The sequence below is a fragment of the Pseudonocardia sp. ICBG1142 genome, from assembly GCF_020496255.1.
Classification (GTDB): domain Bacteria; phylum Actinomycetota; class Actinomycetes; order Mycobacteriales; family Pseudonocardiaceae; genus Pseudonocardia.
The window spans coordinates 1-18,968 of the sequence record NZ_JAHLJC010000009.1 but is presented as its reverse complement, the minus strand read 5'-3'; the positions used below and the strand labels follow the sequence as shown (position 1 = coordinate 18,968).

The following is an 18,968-nucleotide window of genomic DNA, read 5'->3' as shown; positions in this document are numbered from 1 at the left end:
CGACGGCGTCCCTGCTACGCGGCCTGATCACGGGTAGCCGAACACCCGATTGCCGAACGGTCGTCCGGTGGTGGGCCGGTGGTGGTGAGGAGGGCGGCGTCGTAGTCGGCGCGCCATCGTTGGCGTTGATGGATCGCGTGCAGAAGCAGGACGGGGCGGGGTGGGACGTCGCTGTCGCCGGGTTGCACGGGTTCCCAGTTGAAGGGTCCGTCATCGATCGCGTAGGCGGGTGTCACTCCGGCGTGGTCGAGGAGTTGCCGAACGAACGCGCTCCGGTCCGCGCGGTGATCACCGAGGCTCTTGTTGGACCATTTGCGGGAGACCAGGACGCGGCGTCCGGCGATGCCGAGGTGTTCGGGCTTGTGCGCTGTGCCGGTGCAGTGCCCGGGGGTCATCTCCGGGCGGGCACCCTTGGGTGCGACGGCGTAGAGCAGCCAGATCGGGCAGCGCGGCGAACACGGGGTGATGGCGAGTTCGGCGGTGAGGCGTCGGGCGTGGTCGCGCTGGCGGGTGGTGGCGGTGTCGTCGAGTCCGGCGGCGTGGCCGACGGATTTGGTGAGGTATTTGGTGAGGTAGCCGATGTGGCGTCCGGCTTCTTCGGTGCCGCCGAGGATGCCTTTCACATGCACTTGGGGGCCGAAGACCACGGTGTGGGCCGGCGTGGTGAGGACCTCGGGGTCGGTGGCCTCGTCCCAGGTGGGGAGCGGTGTGTGGGTGTCGGGGTCGACGAAGGCTTTCTGCCGGTGGTCCCAGCGGGGGAGCTTGTCCCCGGTGTAGACGATGTCGTCGTGGGCGGGCCACCAGACCTGGTGGTAGGTGGCGGCGGTGATCGCGCGCAACTCTGCGCGGGGGATGGTGCCGCGGATGGCGGCGTGGAAGTGCGGGGCACCGCGTTTCTGCGGTTCGACGGTCCCGAAGTACTGCACGTCCCAGCCGACACAGCGCCGCGTGTTCTGCCAGAACCTGTCCAGCAGCTTCGGGAAGTGGATCGCATCGCGGGCGGCGCGGCGGTAGTCGTAGGTATCGGGGTCGATCGCGGCGCCGTTGCCGTCGACGCGGCCGTAGGTGTCCAGGGTCAGGGTGAGGAAGGTCGAGGGCCGATATTTCCCGCCGAACACCCGTCCGATCGTGCGGTCCTCCACAGGCCGCCGGGGCAGGTTCGGGGCGTCCTGACGACGCCGGGTAGTCCGGCGGATGGCCTTCGGGCGGGGGTCGAGCGGGGCGAGGGGTCCGCGGACTCCGAGGGCGCGGAGTTCGGTGTCGATGTCCTCGACGATCTCGCGTATCTCATCACACTCGGCGTTGTCTCCGGCGGCGAGACAGTCAGTGTAGGCGGCGTGGAAGTCCGCGCGGGCGGCCATCAACTCTTTCTGCGCGGTCGTCGGGTCGGCAGGTGTGACGGCGGGTTCGTTCTCCAGGTGCCAGCCTTCGCGGCACTGGGTCATCCGCAGCCGTCGGGCCTTGTCTGAGCAGGGGCGGCACTGGTCTTCCCGTGTCGAACCGCACGGCACCGGCACGACATCGATCCGTCCGGTGGATTGGTCGATGCGGCGCATCGCCAGGGGGCGGACACACACGCCGTGGTCCTCGGCGAGCTGGACCGCGACCTCGTGCGACAGGGCCAGCATCGCCTTCTGCGCCCGGGTGAGCGTGTCCTGATCGACCGGCTCCCGCCCCGGCGCGCTGTCGGTCACGGTGTCGGCGCTGTCGGTGTGGGTGTCGGCGTTGGTCATGCTGCGTCTCCGATCTCGCGGTGGTGGACGGTCGGGTCGGGGAGGGTCAGGACCGGCGCCACTCCGGCGGTCGGGGAAGTGCGGGTGACGAAGGCTTCTAGGTCTTTGACCGCACCGTCAGACACCCACCCGGCCCGGATACGCAGGGGTTCACGGATGCCGTCGCCGAACAGATAGCCCACGCCGGGTTCGTCTTCACCGATCCGGTTGGCCCACGCACCACGGTCGTAGGCGTGATCGCCGAGGACCATCGACACATGGGACTTCGAGGCGACGCGTAGGCAGATGCGGCGGGGGAACAGCTCCCGCACCGGGACGGTGTCCTTGGTCGGTTCCTGCACATAGCCGCGCACGGTGTAGCCCAACGCGCGGCCCTGGGTGGTGAGCAGGGCGACGCGGTCGGTGATCGCCTCGCGGGTCTTGCGGTCCCCGCCGTAACGCAGCAGCGCGCCGATCTCGTCGAACTCCACGATCTCCAACGGGGTGTCCCGGGTGACGGGGACCAGGCGGGTCGCCCCGGCGTACTCGCGTTTACGGGCCTCCATGCTCTCGACAAGATCATCGAGGAGGGCGAGGGCGTCTTTGCTGGTGACGGCGTAGCGGTGGAACACTCCCCGCCCGTAGGCCAGCTCCATACCTTTCGGGTCGATCCCGTTGACCCGGACCAGGCCGTCACCGATCGCGGGGGCGATCGCACACAACGGCGCCCACATCAACGACCCCTTCCCCGCCCCAGTCGCCCCCGCGACCAGGGTGTGACCACCGATCAACGACTGATGCCAGTCCGTGCCGTACTCGGTGTGCCCGGACCAGACCTTCTCCAGGTCGATCGCCGACCCGTCCAGGTCGGACAGGGTGTCCAGGCCCGGCGCCCGCACCACCCCGGACAGCAGGTTGCGGCGCTGGAAATCGATCGACACCACATTCGGGGACAACTCCCGCACCTGACAACGCCGCACCCTGCGCGCGACAGCGAGGGCGCGGGTGGCGGTGTCGAACTCTTCCGGGGTCTGCCCGGGAACGAGGCGGACCCGGACCTCGTCCCACGACGGCCCCGAGCGCACCCCCAGAATCCGAGGGAGCTGATCAGCCACCGGCCGCGACCTCGACAAGACCGGGGTGCGGCGCAATGGATTCACCACCGCGATCGGTGCTCCGCCCCGGTCCGGCACCGTCAGGTTGCAGGAGCGCAGCCAGCGCGGCATCCGAGGCGCATACAGCAGCCAGCGCAGCCACCACCCCCGCAGACGACGCCCGGCATAACGATCGAACGACACCACCGATGTCCACCGCCACACCCCCAGCGCGACAGCGACCGCAGCGATGGTGACCACCAGCGAGGGCCACCCGAGCAGCGAGCACCACACCACAGCGACCGCAGCGGTGATCGTGGTGCGCCAATGCCGAACCACCCACACCGTCACGATCACGACGACCTTGCAGGCCAACCAGACGGTGACGAACACGACCGCGACCGTCGCCACGCCCTCGGCGATCCGGCCGAGGAACTGCCCCACCCAATGCAGACCAGCGAGCACCACCACCGTCGCCAGACCGGCAACAACGAGAGAACCTGTCGTGCTCATCGACGCTCTCCGTCCTGTTCCGGGGAACGACGCGGAGCGCACACGGCAAGGAGGGGAACCAACGCGAGCTGGTCATGATGGTCGCTACACCGACGCCCGTCCCCCTGAGATACCGCGCTCAGCGGGGTCAGGCACACCTCGCACCGCACCGTGTCCTCCCCGGTAACGACATCGGTGGTCGTGTCGGTGTTCATGAGGGCGCTCCCCGGTGAACGGCTCTGGCGTGCTCAGCCGGCGTCGTCGGCCTCGGTGTCCTGATCGGTGTGGGGTCGGCGCCGCGGTCGACCAGTGCGGCGATCTGGGTGGCGATGCGGCGGTCGCGTTCGGTGGTGGCGTGTTGGTAGATCAGTGCGGCGCGCATGGTGCCGTGGCCCATGCGGTGCATGAGTTCGCGGGTGCTGGCCCCAGCAGTAGCAGCGAGATGGTTACCGGTGTGACGTAGGTCATGGAAATGGAAACCGGTGGGGAGCCCGGTCTTGACCACGGTGGTGGGCCAGTCGGTTGCGCGGCCGAAGTTCCCGCGTCGGAGCATGCCGCCGCGTTGTCCGCAGAAGATCAGTCCGTCCGGTGGCGGGCCGGAGTAGGCGGCGGTGTGGGTGGTGAGGACCTCGACGAGGAACGGGGGCAGGGAGAGGGTGCGGATACCGGCGGCGGATTTGGGTGGCCCGGGTCGGAGGCCGCCTCGGCTGAGTTGGGCCAGGCGTCGTCGGACGTGGAGGGTGGCGGTGTTCAGGTCGAGGTCGCAGTGGCGTAGCCCGGCGAGTTCTCCCCAGCGCAGTCCGGTGAACGCGGCGGACAGGATCAGGGCGTGGAAGCGGGGTGGCATCGCGGCGGCGAGGTCGAAGACCTGGCCGATGGTGGCGGTGGGGCGTTCGGGGGTGCGGTGTTCACCGGCGCCTTTGATGCGGCAGGGGTTGCGGGTGATCCGGCCGTCGTCGACGGCGGTGGTGCAGATGGCGCGGACGAGGCGGTAGGCCTTCGCGGTGCGGTCTTCGGAGCGTCCGGCAGCGAGCAGGGTGGTGCGCCAGGTGCGGATGACTGCGGTGGTCAGCTCGGCGAGGTCGATCGGGCCGAGGAACGGGTCGATGTGGTGGCGCCAGATGCTGCGGTACTCCTCGCGGGTGCGGGCGCTGACGCGGTGTTCGGTGATCCACTGCTCCCCGAAGTCATGGAAGGGTAGCTGGCCCAGGGCGGGGTCGAACCAGTCACCGCGCAGGATGTCGCTTTCGACGAGGGTGAGCCATTGGGCGGCGTCGCCTTTGCGGTCGAAGGTTCCCGGGGCGGTGCGGCGTTGCCCGCTGTTGGTGGGGTAGCTGGCCTGATACCGCCCGGAGGGCAGGCGGCGGATGGAGCCGAACCGGCGCCGACTCGTCTTGTTCGCCGTCATCGCGTTCCTCGCCGGGGGTGTGGGTGTGGTCGGTGGGGGAACGGTTCGACCCGGCCTTGGGCGAGCCAGGCGTCGAGGTCGGTCACGGCGAAGCGCACATGCCGTCCGATGCGGTAGAACGCGATCCGTCGGGCTGCGACCAGGCGCCGCACGAAACGCGGGGAGGTGTTCAGGTAGCGGGCGGTCTCGGCCACGGTCAGGTACTGCGTCATCGACGGCGTCCCTGCTACGCGGCCTGATCACGGGTAGCCGAACACCCGATTGCCGAACGGTCGTCCGGTGGTGGGCCGGTGGTGGTGAGGAGGGCGGCGTCGTAGTCGGCGCGCCATCGTTGGCGTTGATGGATCGCGTGCAGAAGCAGGACGGGGCGGGGTGGGACGTCGCTGTCGCCGGGTTGCACGGGTTCCCAGTTGAAGGGTCCGTCATCGATCGCGTAGGCGGGTGTCACTCCGGCGTGGTCGAGGAGTTGCCGAACGAACGCGCTCCGGTCCGCGCGGTGATCACCGAGGCTCTTGTTGGACCATTTGCGGGAGACCAGGACGCGGCGTCCGGCGATGCCGAGGTGTTCGGGCTTGTGCGCTGTGCCGGTGCAGTGCCCGGGGGTCATCTCCGGGCGGGCACCCTTGGGTGCGACGGCGTAGAGCAGCCAGATCGGGCAGCGCGGCGAACACGGGGTGATGGCGAGTTCGGCGGTGAGGCGTCGGGCGTGGTCGCGCTGGCGGGTGGTGGCGGTGTCGTCGAGTCCGGCGGCGTGGCCGACGGATTTGGTGAGGTATTTGGTGAGGTAGCCGATGTGGCGTCCGGCTTCTTCGGTGCCGCCGAGGATGCCTTTCACATGCACTTGGGGGCCGAAGACCACGGTGTGGGCCGGCGTGGTGAGGACCTCGGGGTCGGTGGCCTCGTCCCAGGTGGGGAGCGGTGTGTGGGTGTCGGGGTCGACGAAGGCTTTCTGCCGGTGGTCCCAGCGGGGGAGCTTGTCCCCGGTGTAGACGATGTCGTCGTGGGCGGGCCACCAGACCTGGTGGTAGGTGGCGGCGGTGATCGCGCGCAACTCTGCGCGGGGGATGGTGCCGCGGATGGCGGCGTGGAAGTGCGGGGCACCGCGTTTCTGCGGTTCGACGGTCCCGAAGTACTGCACGTCCCAGCCGACACAGCGCCGCGTGTTCTGCCAGAACCTGTCCAGCAGCTTCGGGAAGTGGATCGCATCGCGGGCGGCGCGGCGGTAGTCGTAGGTATCGGGGTCGATCGCGGCGCCGTTGCCGTCGACGCGGCCGTAGGTGTCCAGGGTCAGGGTGAGGAAGGTCGAGGGCCGATATTTCCCGCCGAACACCCGTCCGATCGTGCGGTCCTCCACAGGCCGCCGGGGCAGGTTCGGGGCGTCCTGACGACGCCGGGTAGTCCGGCGGATGGCCTTCGGGCGGGGGTCGAGCGGGGCGAGGGGTCCGCGGACTCCGAGGGCGCGGAGTTCGGTGTCGATGTCCTCGACGATCTCGCGTATCTCATCACACTCGGCGTTGTCTCCGGCGGCGAGACAGTCAGTGTAGGCGGCGTGGAAGTCCGCGCGGGCGGCCATCAACTCTTTCTGCGCGGTCGTCGGGTCGGCAGGTGTGACGGCGGGTTCGTTCTCCAGGTGCCAGCCTTCGCGGCACTGGGTCATCCGCAGCCGTCGGGCCTTGTCTGAGCAGGGGCGGCACTGGTCTTCCCGTGTCGAACCGCACGGCACCGGCACGACATCGATCCGTCCGGTGGATTGGTCGATGCGGCGCATCGCCAGGGGGCGGACACACACGCCGTGGTCCTCGGCGAGCTGGACCGCGACCTCGTGCGACAGGGCCAGCATCGCCTTCTGCGCCCGGGTGAGCGTGTCCTGATCGACCGGCTCCCGCCCCGGCGCGCTGTCGGTCACGGTGTCGGCGCTGTCGGTGTGGGTGTCGGCGTTGGTCATGCTGCGTCTCCGATCTCGCGGTGGTGGACGGTCGGGTCGGGGAGGGTCAGGACCGGCGCCACTCCGGCGGTCGGGGAAGTGCGGGTGACGAAGGCTTCTAGGTCTTTGACCGCACCGTCAGACACCCACCCGGCCCGGATACGCAGGGGTTCACGGATGCCGTCGCCGAACAGATAGCCCACGCCGGGTTCGTCTTCACCGATCCGGTTGGCCCACGCACCACGGTCGTAGGCGTGATCGCCGAGGACCATCGACACATGGGACTTCGAGGCGACGCGTAGGCAGATGCGGCGGGGGAACAGCTCCCGCACCGGGACGGTGTCCTTGGTCGGTTCCTGCACATAGCCGCGCACGGTGTAGCCCAACGCGCGGCCCTGGGTGGTGAGCAGGGCGACGCGGTCGGTGATCGCCTCGCGGGTCTTGCGGTCCCCGCCGTAACGCAGCAGCGCGCCGATCTCGTCGAACTCCACGATCTCCAACGGGGTGTCCCGGGTGACGGGGACCAGGCGGGTCGCCCCGGCGTACTCGCGTTTACGGGCCTCCATGCTCTCGACAAGATCATCGAGGAGGGCGAGGGCGTCTTTGCTGGTGACGGCGTAGCGGTGGAACACTCCCCGCCCGTAGGCCAGCTCCATACCTTTCGGGTCGATCCCGTTGACCCGGACCAGGCCGTCACCGATCGCGGGGGCGATCGCACACAACGGCGCCCACATCAACGACCCCTTCCCCGCCCCAGTCGCCCCCGCGACCAGGGTGTGACCACCGATCAACGACTGATGCCAGTCCGTGCCGTACTCGGTGTGCCCGGACCAGACCTTCTCCAGGTCGATCGCCGACCCGTCCAGGTCGGACAGGGTGTCCAGGCCCGGCGCCCGCACCACCCCGGACAGCAGGTTGCGGCGCTGGAAATCGATCGACACCACATTCGGGGACAACTCCCGCACCTGACAACGCCGCACCCTGCGCGCGACAGCGAGGGCGCGGGTGGCGGTGTCGAACTCTTCCGGGGTCTGCCCGGGAACGAGGCGGACCCGGACCTCGTCCCACGACGGCCCCGAGCGCACCCCCAGAATCCGAGGGAGCTGATCAGCCACCGGCCGCGACCTCGACAAGACCGGGGTGCGGCGCAATGGATTCACCACCGCGATCGGTGCTCCGCCCCGGTCCGGCACCGTCAGGTTGCAGGAGCGCAGCCAGCGCGGCATCCGAGGCGCATACAGCAGCCAGCGCAGCCACCACCCCCGCAGACGACGCCCGGCATAACGATCGAACGACACCACCGATGTCCACCGCCACACCCCCAGCGCGACAGCGACCGCAGCGATGGTGACCACCAGCGAGGGCCACCCGAGCAGCGAGCACCACACCACAGCGACCGCAGCGGTGATCGTGGTGCGCCAATGCCGAACCACCCACACCGTCACGATCACGACGACCTTGCAGGCCAACCAGACGGTGACGAACACGACCGCGACCGTCGCCACGCCCTCGGCGATCCGGCCGAGGAACTGCCCCACCCAATGCAGACCAGCGAGCACCACCACCGTCGCCAGACCGGCAACAACGAGAGAACCTGTCGTGCTCATCGACGCTCTCCGTCCTGTTCCGGGGAACGACGCGGAGCGCACACGGCAAGGAGGGGAACCAACGCGAGCTGGTCATGATGGTCGCTACACCGACGCCCGTCCCCCTGAGATACCGCGCTCAGCGGGGTCAGGCACACCTCGCACCGCACCGTGTCCTCCCCGGTAACGACATCGGTGGTCGTGTCGGTGTTCATGCCGCCGCGCTCCCCGGTGTGGGAACGGCAGCAGGGGCGGTGCTCCGGCGGGCGGCGACCCGAGCGGTGCGGTGCAGCCGCCGTCGATCCTGTGGGGTGGTGGCGCCGAGGACGCCGTAGCGGCGGGCCGGGTCTTCGACCAGCAGCGCCTCGACCAGACACATACTGCGGACCCGGCAACCACGACACACCTCCAACGCAGGCTCGGCGGCGTGCGGAGCGGTGTCGGTGGGGAAGAACGACTCGGTGTCCATCCCGCGACACGCCGCCCCGGCCCGCCAGCGATGACGTTCAGCACCGTGAAGCGCCCGGGGCAGGGCAGGAGGGGGTGAAGAAAGTCCGGTGTTCATCTAGGATCGGTGTCCTTCCACGCTGGTTCCGGGTTGATCAACTGCCTGCCACGGCAGCAACACACGGCAAGGAAGACTCGGTGGGGGAGCCCGCCACTAACGGGCTCTCCCACACATATCGCCTGGTCCGACAGTGCTTGTCAGGCGGCGTCCTGGTTCTTGGCCGTATGTCCACGCTGGGGGCCGGGGGCGCGCATCCCCGCCGCGCGAAAGCTGTAAGCCACACGCGGACGCCCGCCGGTCTCCTGCACGTACGGGGTCACCGTGAGCCCGTCGAACTCCACCGGACGAAACGGCAACCCCGCTGTGGCCTCCGGCGGCACCGGCTGATGCGCCGCAGCGATCTTCACCACCACCGTCTTCTCCGAACGACGCGCCTCCGGATCAGCATCCAGCACCGACACCGACCACACCGGCAACCCCGACTCCCGATCGACCTGCTGCACCGGCCGACCCGGCCCGGACTTCTCAAAATCCCGCACCGCCTCCACCTCCGACACCACGAACGCCCCCAGCGGGAACACATCACCCATCGCCACCACAAACCTGTTACTGCGTGCCATCTGGCGCCTCCTTTGGGGGTCGTCGGCGAGGCGGTTGCGCCTGCCGCAGTCAGTCCGGACCTGCCAGGGGACGACCGCGCCCTCCTGGAGGACTAACTAGACCTATGATGAGGCGAACTAGTCCGGCTGTCAAGGGCTAGGAGGTCCTGCGACGATAAGGAGCGTGGAGATGGGCGATGTGATCCGTCGGCGACGAGCAGACCTCGGCATGTCGCAGGCTGATTTAGCGCGGGTGGCTGGGGTCGACACCCGCCAAATCCGGCGCTACGAAGCAGGGGAGCAGCAGCCTCTCGTGTCGGTTGCTCTAACTATTGCTGATGCTCTCGGAGTTTCGGTCAGTGAACTGGCTGGTCGCGCACCCGGCCGCGTCTCGTTGACTGGGGACAGGTGGGCTTCCTGGCAAACCACCCGCGATGGAGTCGAGAAGATCGCCACCCAGCCCGTCCACATGCGCCAGGAAGGTCACCTGATCCACATCGCCGCGATCCAGCGGGGGCTCAGCCAGGCTGAGGGCGGATACCTGTGGTCCGGCGAGCTGCGTCTTTGGGACAACCAGATTATGACTGGCTGGTACGCCGCAGCAGATGGCGCTGTTCGCTCGAAGGGCACGATGTTCCTTGTCATGCACCCACACGGCATCGAATTCACTGGTCGGTGGGTGGGGCTTGGCTACGACGATCAGGTCATGACGGGGTGGGCCACGATGGGTTCCACTCGCGAGGACTCCGCGCGCACCATGAGTGAGCTCATCGCCGTACGTGGCGGCACAGCATGACGGCGACTGGTTCCGTAGAGCTCTGCGAAGTCGTGCTCACTGCACCTGATCCCGATTGGCTTCGCTGGTTCACCCGCACTCTTGTCATCGATCGGCTTGCATCAAATGTCCACAACTTCGAGCCCGTTCACTCGACGTACCGGTGGGGCGATGAGGTCCATGACTGCACCGAGGGGCGCGCTGCCTTGCATACTCGTCGCAGCCTCGTTCCGGCCATTGTCGAACGCGTCATGGGGGCGCACCCCTACGACCTCCCTAGCGTGAGCGCTCGGCCGATCCACGACGGCAGTCCGACCTACTTGGCTTGGATCCGCGAGCAGACCGAGCCGCCAGCGTCTGGCTAGGTCGTGTGTGTTGCCGAATTGTGCTTTAGGGGATCAAGGCGCCGCCTCCGGCGGCGCGGGGTCGGCCACGCCGCCCCCGCCGCTCGCTCACTACACCTCCGGCCCGTTCGCGGCGGCGGGCTCGGCTACCCGACCCCAAGCCACCAGGCAGCCGCCTGAACCCCAGAGACGCCGACGGCACGCCTGCACGATGGCCGCCGCTGCCCTTGCTCCGCGTCACGCCAGGCGTCGATGCGGACCGTCGTCAGTCCTGTAGGCCGGGCGTGCCGCCCGGGATGCCTCCGGCGGCCGGGCTCCGCCCGGACCCGACACCGCTCGGAGATCAGGGGGAGTGCGGCGGGGCTGGCGATCTCCTCACGGCGCGCCGAGACGGCAACCAGACCGAGGGGTGGGGTGCAAGGCTGAACCCCGTGCCTTGCACCCCACCCCTCGGTCTGGCAGGGGTGAACCCGCGCCGCGAGGAGATCACCAGCAGGCCGGGCGCGTGGGAAAAAAGACAACCCCACGGGGCCGGTCGTGCAACGAGCGTGCGAGTACTGGCGGGGAACCACGGTCACTCACGGCCACTCACGGTCAGTCGACCGGCTCAGATCGCGCAGGTGGGCAGGGCATTGACCGCAGTCTTCCAAACTGGCTACGCGGGTTCGATTCCCGTCGCCCGCTCACACCACGCGACCGGCCGAAACACCACCCCTTATCGATCTTGAACAGGGGGTGGTGCGGGACGTGCGACCGGTGTGCGAGAAGAGGGCGAGTGGCCGCCCCCGGACGCTTGAACATGAGACGGCAGGGAGGCGTGCGCATGCTCAACATCGTCTGGGCTGTGTGCACTGCGGCGGGCCTCGTGGTCATCCTCACCGTGTGGAACGGTGGATTCGACTGGCTCTTCGTGGTGACCGGGGTGCTGGTCGTCCTGTGTGCCCATGCTCTTGATCGGGCCGTGCGGCGGAGCCGGGGTGAACCGGGGTCGGGGCTGTACGGGCGGGGTCGTCGCGTGGTCACTCATGCCGCCGCGCCGTCGACGGTCTGGATCGTCCTCCAGGAGGAAGCTGACGACTGTCGAATCCTTGGAGTATTCCACGATAGTGCGACTGCCGATGAATTCATGATGCGAAAGGGGCGCGACTTTCCCGAGTCGACGTTCTCCTGCGGCGAGTATGAAATTGGGTGGACCGAAGACCGGGGGGCGCAGCGTTATCGCTCGCCCGATTGAGGTGGTCTCGGAGGGGTGGGGAATACGTGCCCGATGAGGGAAGCCGCCGGTGAACTCTCTGACGACTCAGCCGTCGTCGTCGGCCTCGATGTCCTGATCGGTGTGGGGTCGGCGTTCGCGGTCGACCAGTGCGGCGATCTGGGTGGCGATGCGGCGGTCGCGTTCGGTGGTGGCGTGTTGGTAGATCAGTGCGGCGCGCATGGTGCCGTGGCCCATGCGGTGCATGAGTTCGCGGGTGCTGGCCCCAGCAGTAGCAGCGAGATGGTTACCGGTGTGACGTAGGTCATGGAAATGGAAACCGGTGGGGAGCCCGGTCTTGACCACGGTGGTGGGCCAGTCGGTTGCGCGGCCGAAGTTCCCGCGTCGGAGCATGCCGCCGCGTTGTCCGCAGAAGATCAGTCCGTCCGGTGGCGGGCCGGAGTAGGCGGCGGTGTGGGTGGTGAGGACCTCGACGAGGAACGGGGGCAGGGAGAGGGTGCGGATACCGGCGGCGGATTTGGGTGGCCCGGGTCGGAGGCCGCCTCGGCTGAGTTGGGCCAGGCGTCGTCGGACGTGGAGGGTGGCGGTGTTCAGGTCGAGGTCGCAGTGGCGTAGCCCGGCGAGTTCTCCCCAGCGCAGTCCGGTGAACGCGGCGGACAGGATCAGGGCGTGGAAGCGGGGTGGCATCGCGGCGGCGAGGTCGAAGACCTGGCCGATGGTGGCGGTGGGGCGTTCGGGGGTGCGGTGTTCACCGGCGCCTTTGATGCGGCAGGGGTTGCGGGTGATCCGGCCGTCGTCGACGGCGGTGGTGCAGATGGCGCGGACGAGGCGGTAGGCCTTCGCGGTGCGGTCTTCGGAGCGTCCGGCAGCGAGCAGGGTGGTGCGCCAGGTGCGGATGACTGCGGTGGTCAGCTCGGCGAGGTCGATCGGGCCGAGGAACGGGTCGATGTGGTGGCGCCAGATGCTGCGGTACTCCTCGCGGGTGCGGGCGCTGACGCGGTGTTCGGTGATCCACTGCTCCCCGAAGTCATGGAAGGGTAGCTGGCCCAGGGCGGGGTCGAACCAGTCACCGCGCAGGATGTCGCTTTCGACGAGGGTGAGCCATTGGGCGGCGTCGCCTTTGCGGTCGAAGGTTCCCGGGGCGGTGCGGCGTTGCCCGCTGTTGGTGGGGTAGCTGGCCTGATACCGCCCGGAGGGCAGGCGGCGGATGGAGCCGAACCGGCGCCGACTCGTCTTGTTCGCCGTCATCGCGTTCCTCGCCGGGGGTGTGGGTGTGGTCGGTGGGGGAACGGTTCGACCCGGCCTTGGGCGAGCCAGGCGTCGAGGTCGGTCACGGCGAAGCGCACATGCCGTCCGATGCGGTAGAACGCGATCCGTCGGGCTGCGACCAGGCGCCGCACGAAACGCGGGGAGGTGTTCAGGTAGCGGGCGGTCTCGGCCACGGTCAGGTACTGCGTCATCGACGGCGTCCCTGCTACGCGGCCTGATCACGGGTAGCCGAACACCCGATTGCCGAACGGTCGTCCGGTGGTGGGCCGGTGGTGGTGAGGAGGGCGGCGTCGTAGTCGGCGCGCCATCGTTGGCGTTGATGGATCGCGTGCAGAAGCAGGACGGGGCGGGGTGGGACGTCGCTGTCGCCGGGTTGCACGGGTTCCCAGTTGAAGGGTCCGTCATCGATCGCGTAGGCGGGTGTCACTCCGGCGTGGTCGAGGAGTTGCCGAACGAACGCGCTCCGGTCCGCGCGGTGATCACCGAGGCTCTTGTTGGACCATTTGCGGGAGACCAGGACGCGGCGTCCGGCGATGCCGAGGTGTTCGGGCTTGTGCGCTGTGCCGGTGCAGTGCCCGGGGGTCATCTCCGGGCGGGCACCCTTGGGTGCGACGGCGTAGAGCAGCCAGATCGGGCAGCGCGGCGAACACGGGGTGATGGCGAGTTCGGCGGTGAGGCGTCGGGCGTGGTCGCGCTGGCGGGTGGTGGCGGTGTCGTCGAGTCCGGCGGCGTGGCCGACGGATTTGGTGAGGTATTTGGTGAGGTAGCCGATGTGGCGTCCGGCTTCTTCGGTGCCGCCGAGGATGCCTTTCACATGCACTTGGGGGCCGAAGACCACGGTGTGGGCCGGCGTGGTGAGGACCTCGGGGTCGGTGGCCTCGTCCCAGGTGGGGAGCGGTGTGTGGGTGTCGGGGTCGACGAAGGCTTTCTGCCGGTGGTCCCAGCGGGGGAGCTTGTCCCCGGTGTAGACGATGTCGTCGTGGGCGGGCCACCAGACCTGGTGGTAGGTGGCGGCGGTGATCGCGCGCAACTCTGCGCGGGGGATGGTGCCGCGGATGGCGGCGTGGAAGTGCGGGGCACCGCGTTTCTGCGGTTCGACGGTCCCGAAGTACTGCACGTCCCAGCCGACACAGCGCCGCGTGTTCTGCCAGAACCTGTCCAGCAGCTTCGGGAAGTGGATCGCATCGCGGGCGGCGCGGCGGTAGTCGTAGGTATCGGGGTCGATCGCGGCGCCGTTGCCGTCGACGCGGCCGTAGGTGTCCAGGGTCAGGGTGAGGAAGGTCGAGGGCCGATATTTCCCGCCGAACACCCGTCCGATCGTGCGGTCCTCCACAGGCCGCCGGGGCAGGTTCGGGGCGTCCTGACGACGCCGGGTAGTCCGGCGGATGGCCTTCGGGCGGGGGTCGAGCGGGGCGAGGGGTCCGCGGACTCCGAGGGCGCGGAGTTCGGTGTCGATGTCCTCGACGATCTCGCGTATCTCATCACACTCGGCGTTGTCTCCGGCGGCGAGACAGTCAGTGTAGGCGGCGTGGAAGTCCGCGCGGGCGGCCATCAACTCTTTCTGCGCGGTCGTCGGGTCGGCAGGTGTGACGGCGGGTTCGTTCTCCAGGTGCCAGCCTTCGCGGCACTGGGTCATCCGCAGCCGTCGGGCCTTGTCTGAGCAGGGGCGGCACTGGTCTTCCCGTGTCGAACCGCACGGCACCGGCACGACATCGATCCGTCCGGTGGATTGGTCGATGCGGCGCATCGCCAGGGGGCGGACACACACGCCGTGGTCCTCGGCGAGCTGGACCGCGACCTCGTGCGACAGGGCCAGCATCGCCTTCTGCGCCCGGGTGAGCGTGTCCTGATCGACCGGCTCCCGCCCCGGCGCGCTGTCGGTCACGGTGTCGGCGCTGTCGGTGTGGGTGTCGGCGTTGGTCATGCTGCGTCTCCGATCTCGCGGTGGTGGACGGTCGGGTCGGGGAGGGTCAGGACCGGCGCCACTCCGGCGGTCGGGGAAGTGCGGGTGACGAAGGCTTCTAGGTCTTTGACCGCACCGTCAGACACCCACCCGGCCCGGATACGCAGGGGTTCACGGATGCCGTCGCCGAACAGATAGCCCACGCCGGGTTCGTCTTCACCGATCCGGTTGGCCCACGCACCACGGTCGTAGGCGTGATCGCCGAGGACCATCGACACATGGGACTTCGAGGCGACGCGTAGGCAGATGCGGCGGGGGAACAGCTCCCGCACCGGGACGGTGTCCTTGGTCGGTTCCTGCACATAGCCGCGCACGGTGTAGCCCAACGCGCGGCCCTGGGTGGTGAGCAGGGCGACGCGGTCGGTGATCGCCTCGCGGGTCTTGCGGTCCCCGCCGTAACGCAGCAGCGCGCCGATCTCGTCGAACTCCACGATCTCCAACGGGGTGTCCCGGGTGACGGGGACCAGGCGGGTCGCCCCGGCGTACTCGCGTTTACGGGCCTCCATGCTCTCGACAAGATCATCGAGGAGGGCGAGGGCGTCTTTGCTGGTGACGGCGTAGCGGTGGAACACTCCCCGCCCGTAGGCCAGCTCCATACCTTTCGGGTCGATCCCGTTGACCCGGACCAGGCCGTCACCGATCGCGGGGGCGATCGCACACAACGGCGCCCACATCAACGACCCCTTCCCCGCCCCAGTCGCCCCCGCGACCAGGGTGTGACCACCGATCAACGACTGATGCCAGTCCGTGCCGTACTCGGTGTGCCCGGACCAGACCTTCTCCAGGTCGATCGCCGACCCGTCCAGGTCGGACAGGGTGTCCAGGCCCGGCGCCCGCACCACCCCGGACAGCAGGTTGCGGCGCTGGAAATCGATCGACACCACATTCGGGGACAACTCCCGCACCTGACAACGCCGCACCCTGCGCGCGACAGCGAGGGCGCGGGTGGCGGTGTCGAACTCTTCCGGGGTCTGCCCGGGAACGAGGCGGACCCGGACCTCGTCCCACGACGGCCCCGAGCGCACCCCCAGAATCCGAGGGAGCTGATCAGCCACCGGCCGCGACCTCGACAAGACCGGGGTGCGGCGCAATGGATTCACCACCGCGATCGGTGCTCCGCCCCGGTCCGGCACCGTCAGGTTGCAGGAGCGCAGCCAGCGCGGCATCCGAGGCGCATACAGCAGCCAGCGCAGCCACCACCCCCGCAGACGACGCCCGGCATAACGATCGAACGACACCACCGATGTCCACCGCCACACCCCCAGCGCGACAGCGACCGCAGCGATGGTGACCACCAGCGAGGGCCACCCGAGCAGCGAGCACCACACCACAGCGACCGCAGCGGTGATCGTGGTGCGCCAATGCCGAACCACCCACACCGTCACGATCACGACGACCTTGCAGGCCAACCAGACGGTGACGAACACGACCGCGACCGTCGCCACGCCCTCGGCGATCCGGCCGAGGAACTGCCCCACCCAATGCAGACCAGCGAGCACCACCACCGTCGCCAGACCGGCAACAACGAGAGAACCTGTCGTGCTCATCGACGCTCTCCGTCCTGTTCCGGGGAACGACGCGGAGCGCACACGGCAAGGAGGGGAACCAACGCGAGCTGGTCATGATGGTCGCTACACCGACGCCCGTCCCCCTGAGATACCGCGCTCAGCGGGGTCAGGCACACCTCGCACCGCACCGTGTCCTCCCCGGTAACGACATCGGTGGTCGTGTCGGTGTTCATGCCGCCGCGCTCCCCGGTGTGGGAACGGCAGCAGGGGCGGTGCTCCGGCGGGCGGCGACCCGAGCGGTGCGGTGCAGCCGCCGTCGATCCTGTGGGGTGGTGGCGCCGAGGACGCCGTAGCGGCGGGCCGGGTCTTCGACCAGCAGCGCCTCGACCAGGCACATACTGCGGACCCGGCAACCACGACACACCTCCAACGCAGGCTCGGCGGCGTGCGGAGCGGTGTCGGTGGGGAAGAACGACTCGGTGTCCATCCCGCGACACGCCGCCGCTGCCCGCCAGCGATGACGTTCAGCACCGTGAAGCGCCCGGGGCAGGGCAGGAGGGGGTGAAGAAAGTCCGGTGTTCATCTAGGATCGGTGTCCTTCCACGCTGGTTCCGGGTTGATCAACTGCCTGCCACGGCAGCAACACACGGCAAGGAAGACTCGGTGGGGGAGCCCGCCACTAACGGGCTCTCCCACACATATCGCCTGGTCCGACAGTGCTTGTCAGGCGGCGTCCTGGTTCTTGGCCGTATGTCCACGCTGGGGGCCGGGGGCGCGCATCCCCGCCGCGCGAAAGCTGTAAGCCACACGCGGACGCCCGCCGGTCTCCTGCACGTACGGGGTCACCGTGAGCCCGTCGAACTCCACCGGACGAAACGGCAACCCCGCTGTGGCCTCCGGCGGCACCGGCTGATGCGCCGCAGCGATCTTCACCACCACCGTCTTCTCGCTCCGCCGTGCTTCCGGATCGGCATCCAGCACCGACACCGACCACACCGGCAACCCCGACTCCCGATCGACCTGCTGCACCGGACGCCCCGGCGCCGACTTCTCAAAATCCCGCACCGCCTCCACCTCCGACACCACGAACGCCCCCAGCGGGAACACATCACCCATCGCCACCACAAACCTGTTACTACGCGCCATGTCAGCTCCTCCGTGAGCGACAGGCATCTCCCGCCGCTATCCCGACAGTACTCGCACTGGTTGTGCTAGTCAATACTTTTAGTGCGGGTCTTGGCGGAGGTCAGTTGGAGGTGACCTGTCCGGCCAGCTCCTTCACGCGAGGGTCGTCGCCATGCGACCGCAGGAGGTCCGCAATGAGGGTGCGCGCTCGGCTGTGTGACCTAGCCTGTTGCGGCGAGACGGTGAAGCTGCGGCGGAGTGCATTGATCACGGCGTCGGTGCGGCGCAGCTGTGCGCTTGCGCTGGCGACATCGATCAAGAATCGGCCCTGCCGCTCGGCGGACAGACGGCCGTCGTCGATCTGTTCTGCTACGCGTAGGGCTCGGCCAGCGTCGCCAAGCTCAACTGCGACAGCAACCTCGTGCAGACTCACATTGGTCGGCCCAAATTCGGTGTTGTAGTCATTGCGGCCATCGTGAACGTGCTCAGCGGCCTCTCGCGCATCATTTAGGTAACGGTAGGCTGCATCTCCGTCTCCGCTGCGCGCTGAAGCTGTAGCAAGTTGAAGATGAAGTGCGCCAAGCAGTGCGTAGGTTGCGGGGTCTGAATCCCCCTGGGGGTAGGTTTGAGACAGAGCGTTGGCGGCATCGCCTGCGACTCGACGGGCCATGTCGAAGCGTCGGCTCGCTTGAAAGACAATCGCAAGACGAAATGCGCATTCGGCCAGTAAGTGCGCGTTCTTTAAGGTGTGAGCGGACGCCGTGGCGCGATCGATTGCCACCCAGGCTGCATCAAATTCCCCTAGCTTGGCTAGCATTGCAGATGCAGCGAGGTACATCCGAGCGCGCGATTGCCGGACTGCGGGGGGAGTCTCGTTGCCAGCCTGATCGCTGGCGGTTTCGACTTCTGTGATCAAATCACGCAAGAGAATTGCAAGCTCTTCATACTGAGCAGAGTGGGCCAGCTTCCATGCGTGACTGGTTCGCTCTTCAATGCCGGGGATATCTACCGGCTGGGGCGATTTCGGTAGCGCCTGGAGCGCGTGGTTCGACGCCAGGGTTAGTGCTAACTCAGTAGCGGCAGCAGGCTTCCCTGTCTGTGCGAGTGGCCAGGATTTTTCTGGTGTCAGCTCGCCGACCTCAGTGTCAAGGGCGTCGGCTACGCGTTCAAGCACTGACATGCGGTCGATTCGCCGAACTCCGCGCTCCACCTGACTTACCCAGGTTTCAGAGCGTCCGACCTTTTGTGCAAACTCCGCCTGCGAGTATCCAAGCTTCTTGCGCAGGAATGCTATTTTCCGACCGAAGTCTGTTGACGAATCGCTTCTCATCGGAGTGTCGGCTTGCCGTTCGTTGAGGCGATGAACTCGACTCGCAGGTTTGTGATGTACTGCTCGCGTTCTGCCAGGAAGTGCTTCACGTGCGCAGTGGATTCGTGGGCCTCGAAGG

General features: G+C 68.2%; 18 protein-coding genes. 3 read left to right on the top strand and 15 right to left on the bottom strand.

The window, feature by feature from the left end:
• Nucleotides 1–14 precede the first annotated feature (14 nt).
• From KPL59_RS11020 to KPL59_RS10985, 8 genes are all read right to left on the bottom strand, one after another.
• Entirely contained in the window at nucleotides 15–1,628 is a 1,614-nt protein-coding gene (locus KPL59_RS11020) for a helitron helicase-like domain-containing protein (RefSeq protein ID WP_226360545.1), read from the bottom strand.
• A 101-nt stretch (nucleotides 1,629–1,729) separates the two neighbouring features.
• Nucleotides 1,730–3,319: an FtsK/SpoIIIE domain-containing protein gene (locus KPL59_RS11015; RefSeq protein ID WP_226360296.1), complete on the bottom strand. Its 1,590-nt coding sequence runs from the start codon at nucleotides 3,317–3,319 to the stop codon at nucleotides 1,730–1,732.
• A 190-nt stretch (nucleotides 3,320–3,509) separates the two neighbouring features.
• On the bottom strand, nucleotides 3,510–4,706 hold the full coding sequence (locus KPL59_RS11010; RefSeq protein ID WP_226360742.1) for a site-specific integrase: 1,197 nt from the start codon (nucleotides 4,704–4,706) through the stop codon (nucleotides 3,510–3,512).
• Nucleotides 4,703–4,918, bottom strand: a complete 216-nt coding sequence (locus KPL59_RS11005) for a helix-turn-helix domain-containing protein (RefSeq protein ID WP_226360295.1) — start codon at nucleotides 4,916–4,918, stop codon at nucleotides 4,703–4,705. Before KPL59_RS11005 ends, KPL59_RS11010 begins: the two co-directional genes overlap by 4 nt.
• A 14-nt stretch (nucleotides 4,919–4,932) precedes the next feature.
• Nucleotides 4,933–6,546 (bottom strand): helitron helicase-like domain-containing protein, encoded by a 1,614-nt coding sequence (locus tag KPL59_RS11000; RefSeq protein ID WP_226360545.1) that lies wholly within the window; start codon nucleotides 6,544–6,546, stop codon nucleotides 4,933–4,935.
• A 101-nt stretch (nucleotides 6,547–6,647) separates the two neighbouring features.
• Nucleotides 6,648–8,237, bottom strand: coding sequence for an FtsK/SpoIIIE domain-containing protein (locus KPL59_RS10995; RefSeq protein WP_226360296.1), 1,590 nt, complete (start codon nucleotides 8,235–8,237; stop codon nucleotides 6,648–6,650).
• A gap of 190 nt (nucleotides 8,238–8,427) precedes the next feature.
• On the bottom strand, nucleotides 8,428–8,781 hold the full coding sequence (locus KPL59_RS10990; RefSeq protein ID WP_226360297.1) for a WhiB family transcriptional regulator: 354 nt from the start codon (nucleotides 8,779–8,781) through the stop codon (nucleotides 8,428–8,430).
• A gap of 140 nt (nucleotides 8,782–8,921) precedes the next feature.
• The gene (locus tag KPL59_RS10985) at nucleotides 8,922–9,344 is read right to left on the bottom strand and encodes a plasmid replication, integration and excision activator (protein WP_226360298.1); all 423 of its coding nucleotides are present in this window, start codon (nucleotides 9,342–9,344) and stop codon (nucleotides 8,922–8,924) included.
• 169 nt (nucleotides 9,345–9,513) lie between these two features.
• Between KPL59_RS10985 and KPL59_RS10980 the strand changes: the two genes are divergently transcribed.
• The 3 genes from KPL59_RS10980 to KPL59_RS10970 all read left to right on the top strand — a co-directional run bounded on the left by KPL59_RS10980 (nucleotide 9,514) and on the right by KPL59_RS10970 (nucleotide 11,676).
• Nucleotides 9,514–10,119, top strand: coding sequence for a helix-turn-helix transcriptional regulator (locus tag KPL59_RS10980; RefSeq protein WP_226360299.1), 606 nt, complete (start codon nucleotides 9,514–9,516; stop codon nucleotides 10,117–10,119).
• A complete protein-coding gene (cutA, locus tag KPL59_RS37535; protein WP_226360300.1) occupies nucleotides 10,116–10,463 on the top strand; it encodes a divalent-cation tolerance protein CutA in 348 nt (115 codons plus the stop codon). The genes KPL59_RS10980 and cutA overlap by 4 nt, the downstream gene beginning before the upstream one ends.
• Nucleotides 10,464–11,265: 802 nt before the next feature.
• Entirely contained in the window at nucleotides 11,266–11,676 is a 411-nt protein-coding gene (locus KPL59_RS10970; RefSeq protein ID WP_226360293.1) for a hypothetical protein, read from the top strand.
• Between the two features lie 66 nt (nucleotides 11,677–11,742).
• Here KPL59_RS10970 and KPL59_RS10965 read toward each other — a convergent pair whose 3' ends face one another.
• From KPL59_RS10965 to KPL59_RS10935, 7 genes are all read right to left on the bottom strand, one after another.
• Nucleotides 11,743–12,903, bottom strand: coding sequence for a site-specific integrase (locus tag KPL59_RS10965; protein WP_226360294.1), 1,161 nt, complete (start codon nucleotides 12,901–12,903; stop codon nucleotides 11,743–11,745).
• Nucleotides 12,900–13,115 carry a helix-turn-helix domain-containing protein gene (locus tag KPL59_RS10960; protein WP_226360295.1) on the bottom strand — a complete coding sequence of 72 codons (216 nt, stop codon included), beginning with the start codon at nucleotides 13,113–13,115 and terminating at the stop codon, nucleotides 12,900–12,902. Before KPL59_RS10960 ends, KPL59_RS10965 begins: the two co-directional genes overlap by 4 nt.
• A 14-nt stretch (nucleotides 13,116–13,129) precedes the next feature.
• Complete coding sequence (locus tag KPL59_RS10955) at nucleotides 13,130–14,743, bottom strand: helitron helicase-like domain-containing protein (RefSeq protein ID WP_226360545.1); 1,614 nt, start codon at nucleotides 14,741–14,743, stop codon at nucleotides 13,130–13,132.
• Nucleotides 14,744–14,844: 101 nt separating this feature from the next.
• Nucleotides 14,845–16,434: an FtsK/SpoIIIE domain-containing protein gene (locus tag KPL59_RS10950; protein ID WP_226360296.1), complete on the bottom strand. Its 1,590-nt coding sequence runs from the start codon at nucleotides 16,432–16,434 to the stop codon at nucleotides 14,845–14,847.
• A gap of 190 nt (nucleotides 16,435–16,624) precedes the next feature.
• Complete coding sequence (locus KPL59_RS10945) at nucleotides 16,625–16,978, bottom strand: WhiB family transcriptional regulator (RefSeq protein ID WP_226360741.1); 354 nt, start codon at nucleotides 16,976–16,978, stop codon at nucleotides 16,625–16,627.
• A 140-nt stretch (nucleotides 16,979–17,118) separates the two neighbouring features.
• Entirely contained in the window at nucleotides 17,119–17,541 is a 423-nt protein-coding gene (locus KPL59_RS10940; protein ID WP_226360740.1) for a plasmid replication, integration and excision activator, read from the bottom strand.
• A 100-nt stretch (nucleotides 17,542–17,641) separates the two neighbouring features.
• Nucleotides 17,642–18,850: a helix-turn-helix domain-containing protein gene (locus KPL59_RS10935; protein WP_226360739.1), complete on the bottom strand. Its 1,209-nt coding sequence runs from the start codon at nucleotides 18,848–18,850 to the stop codon at nucleotides 17,642–17,644.
• Nucleotides 18,851–18,968 lie beyond the last annotated feature (118 nt).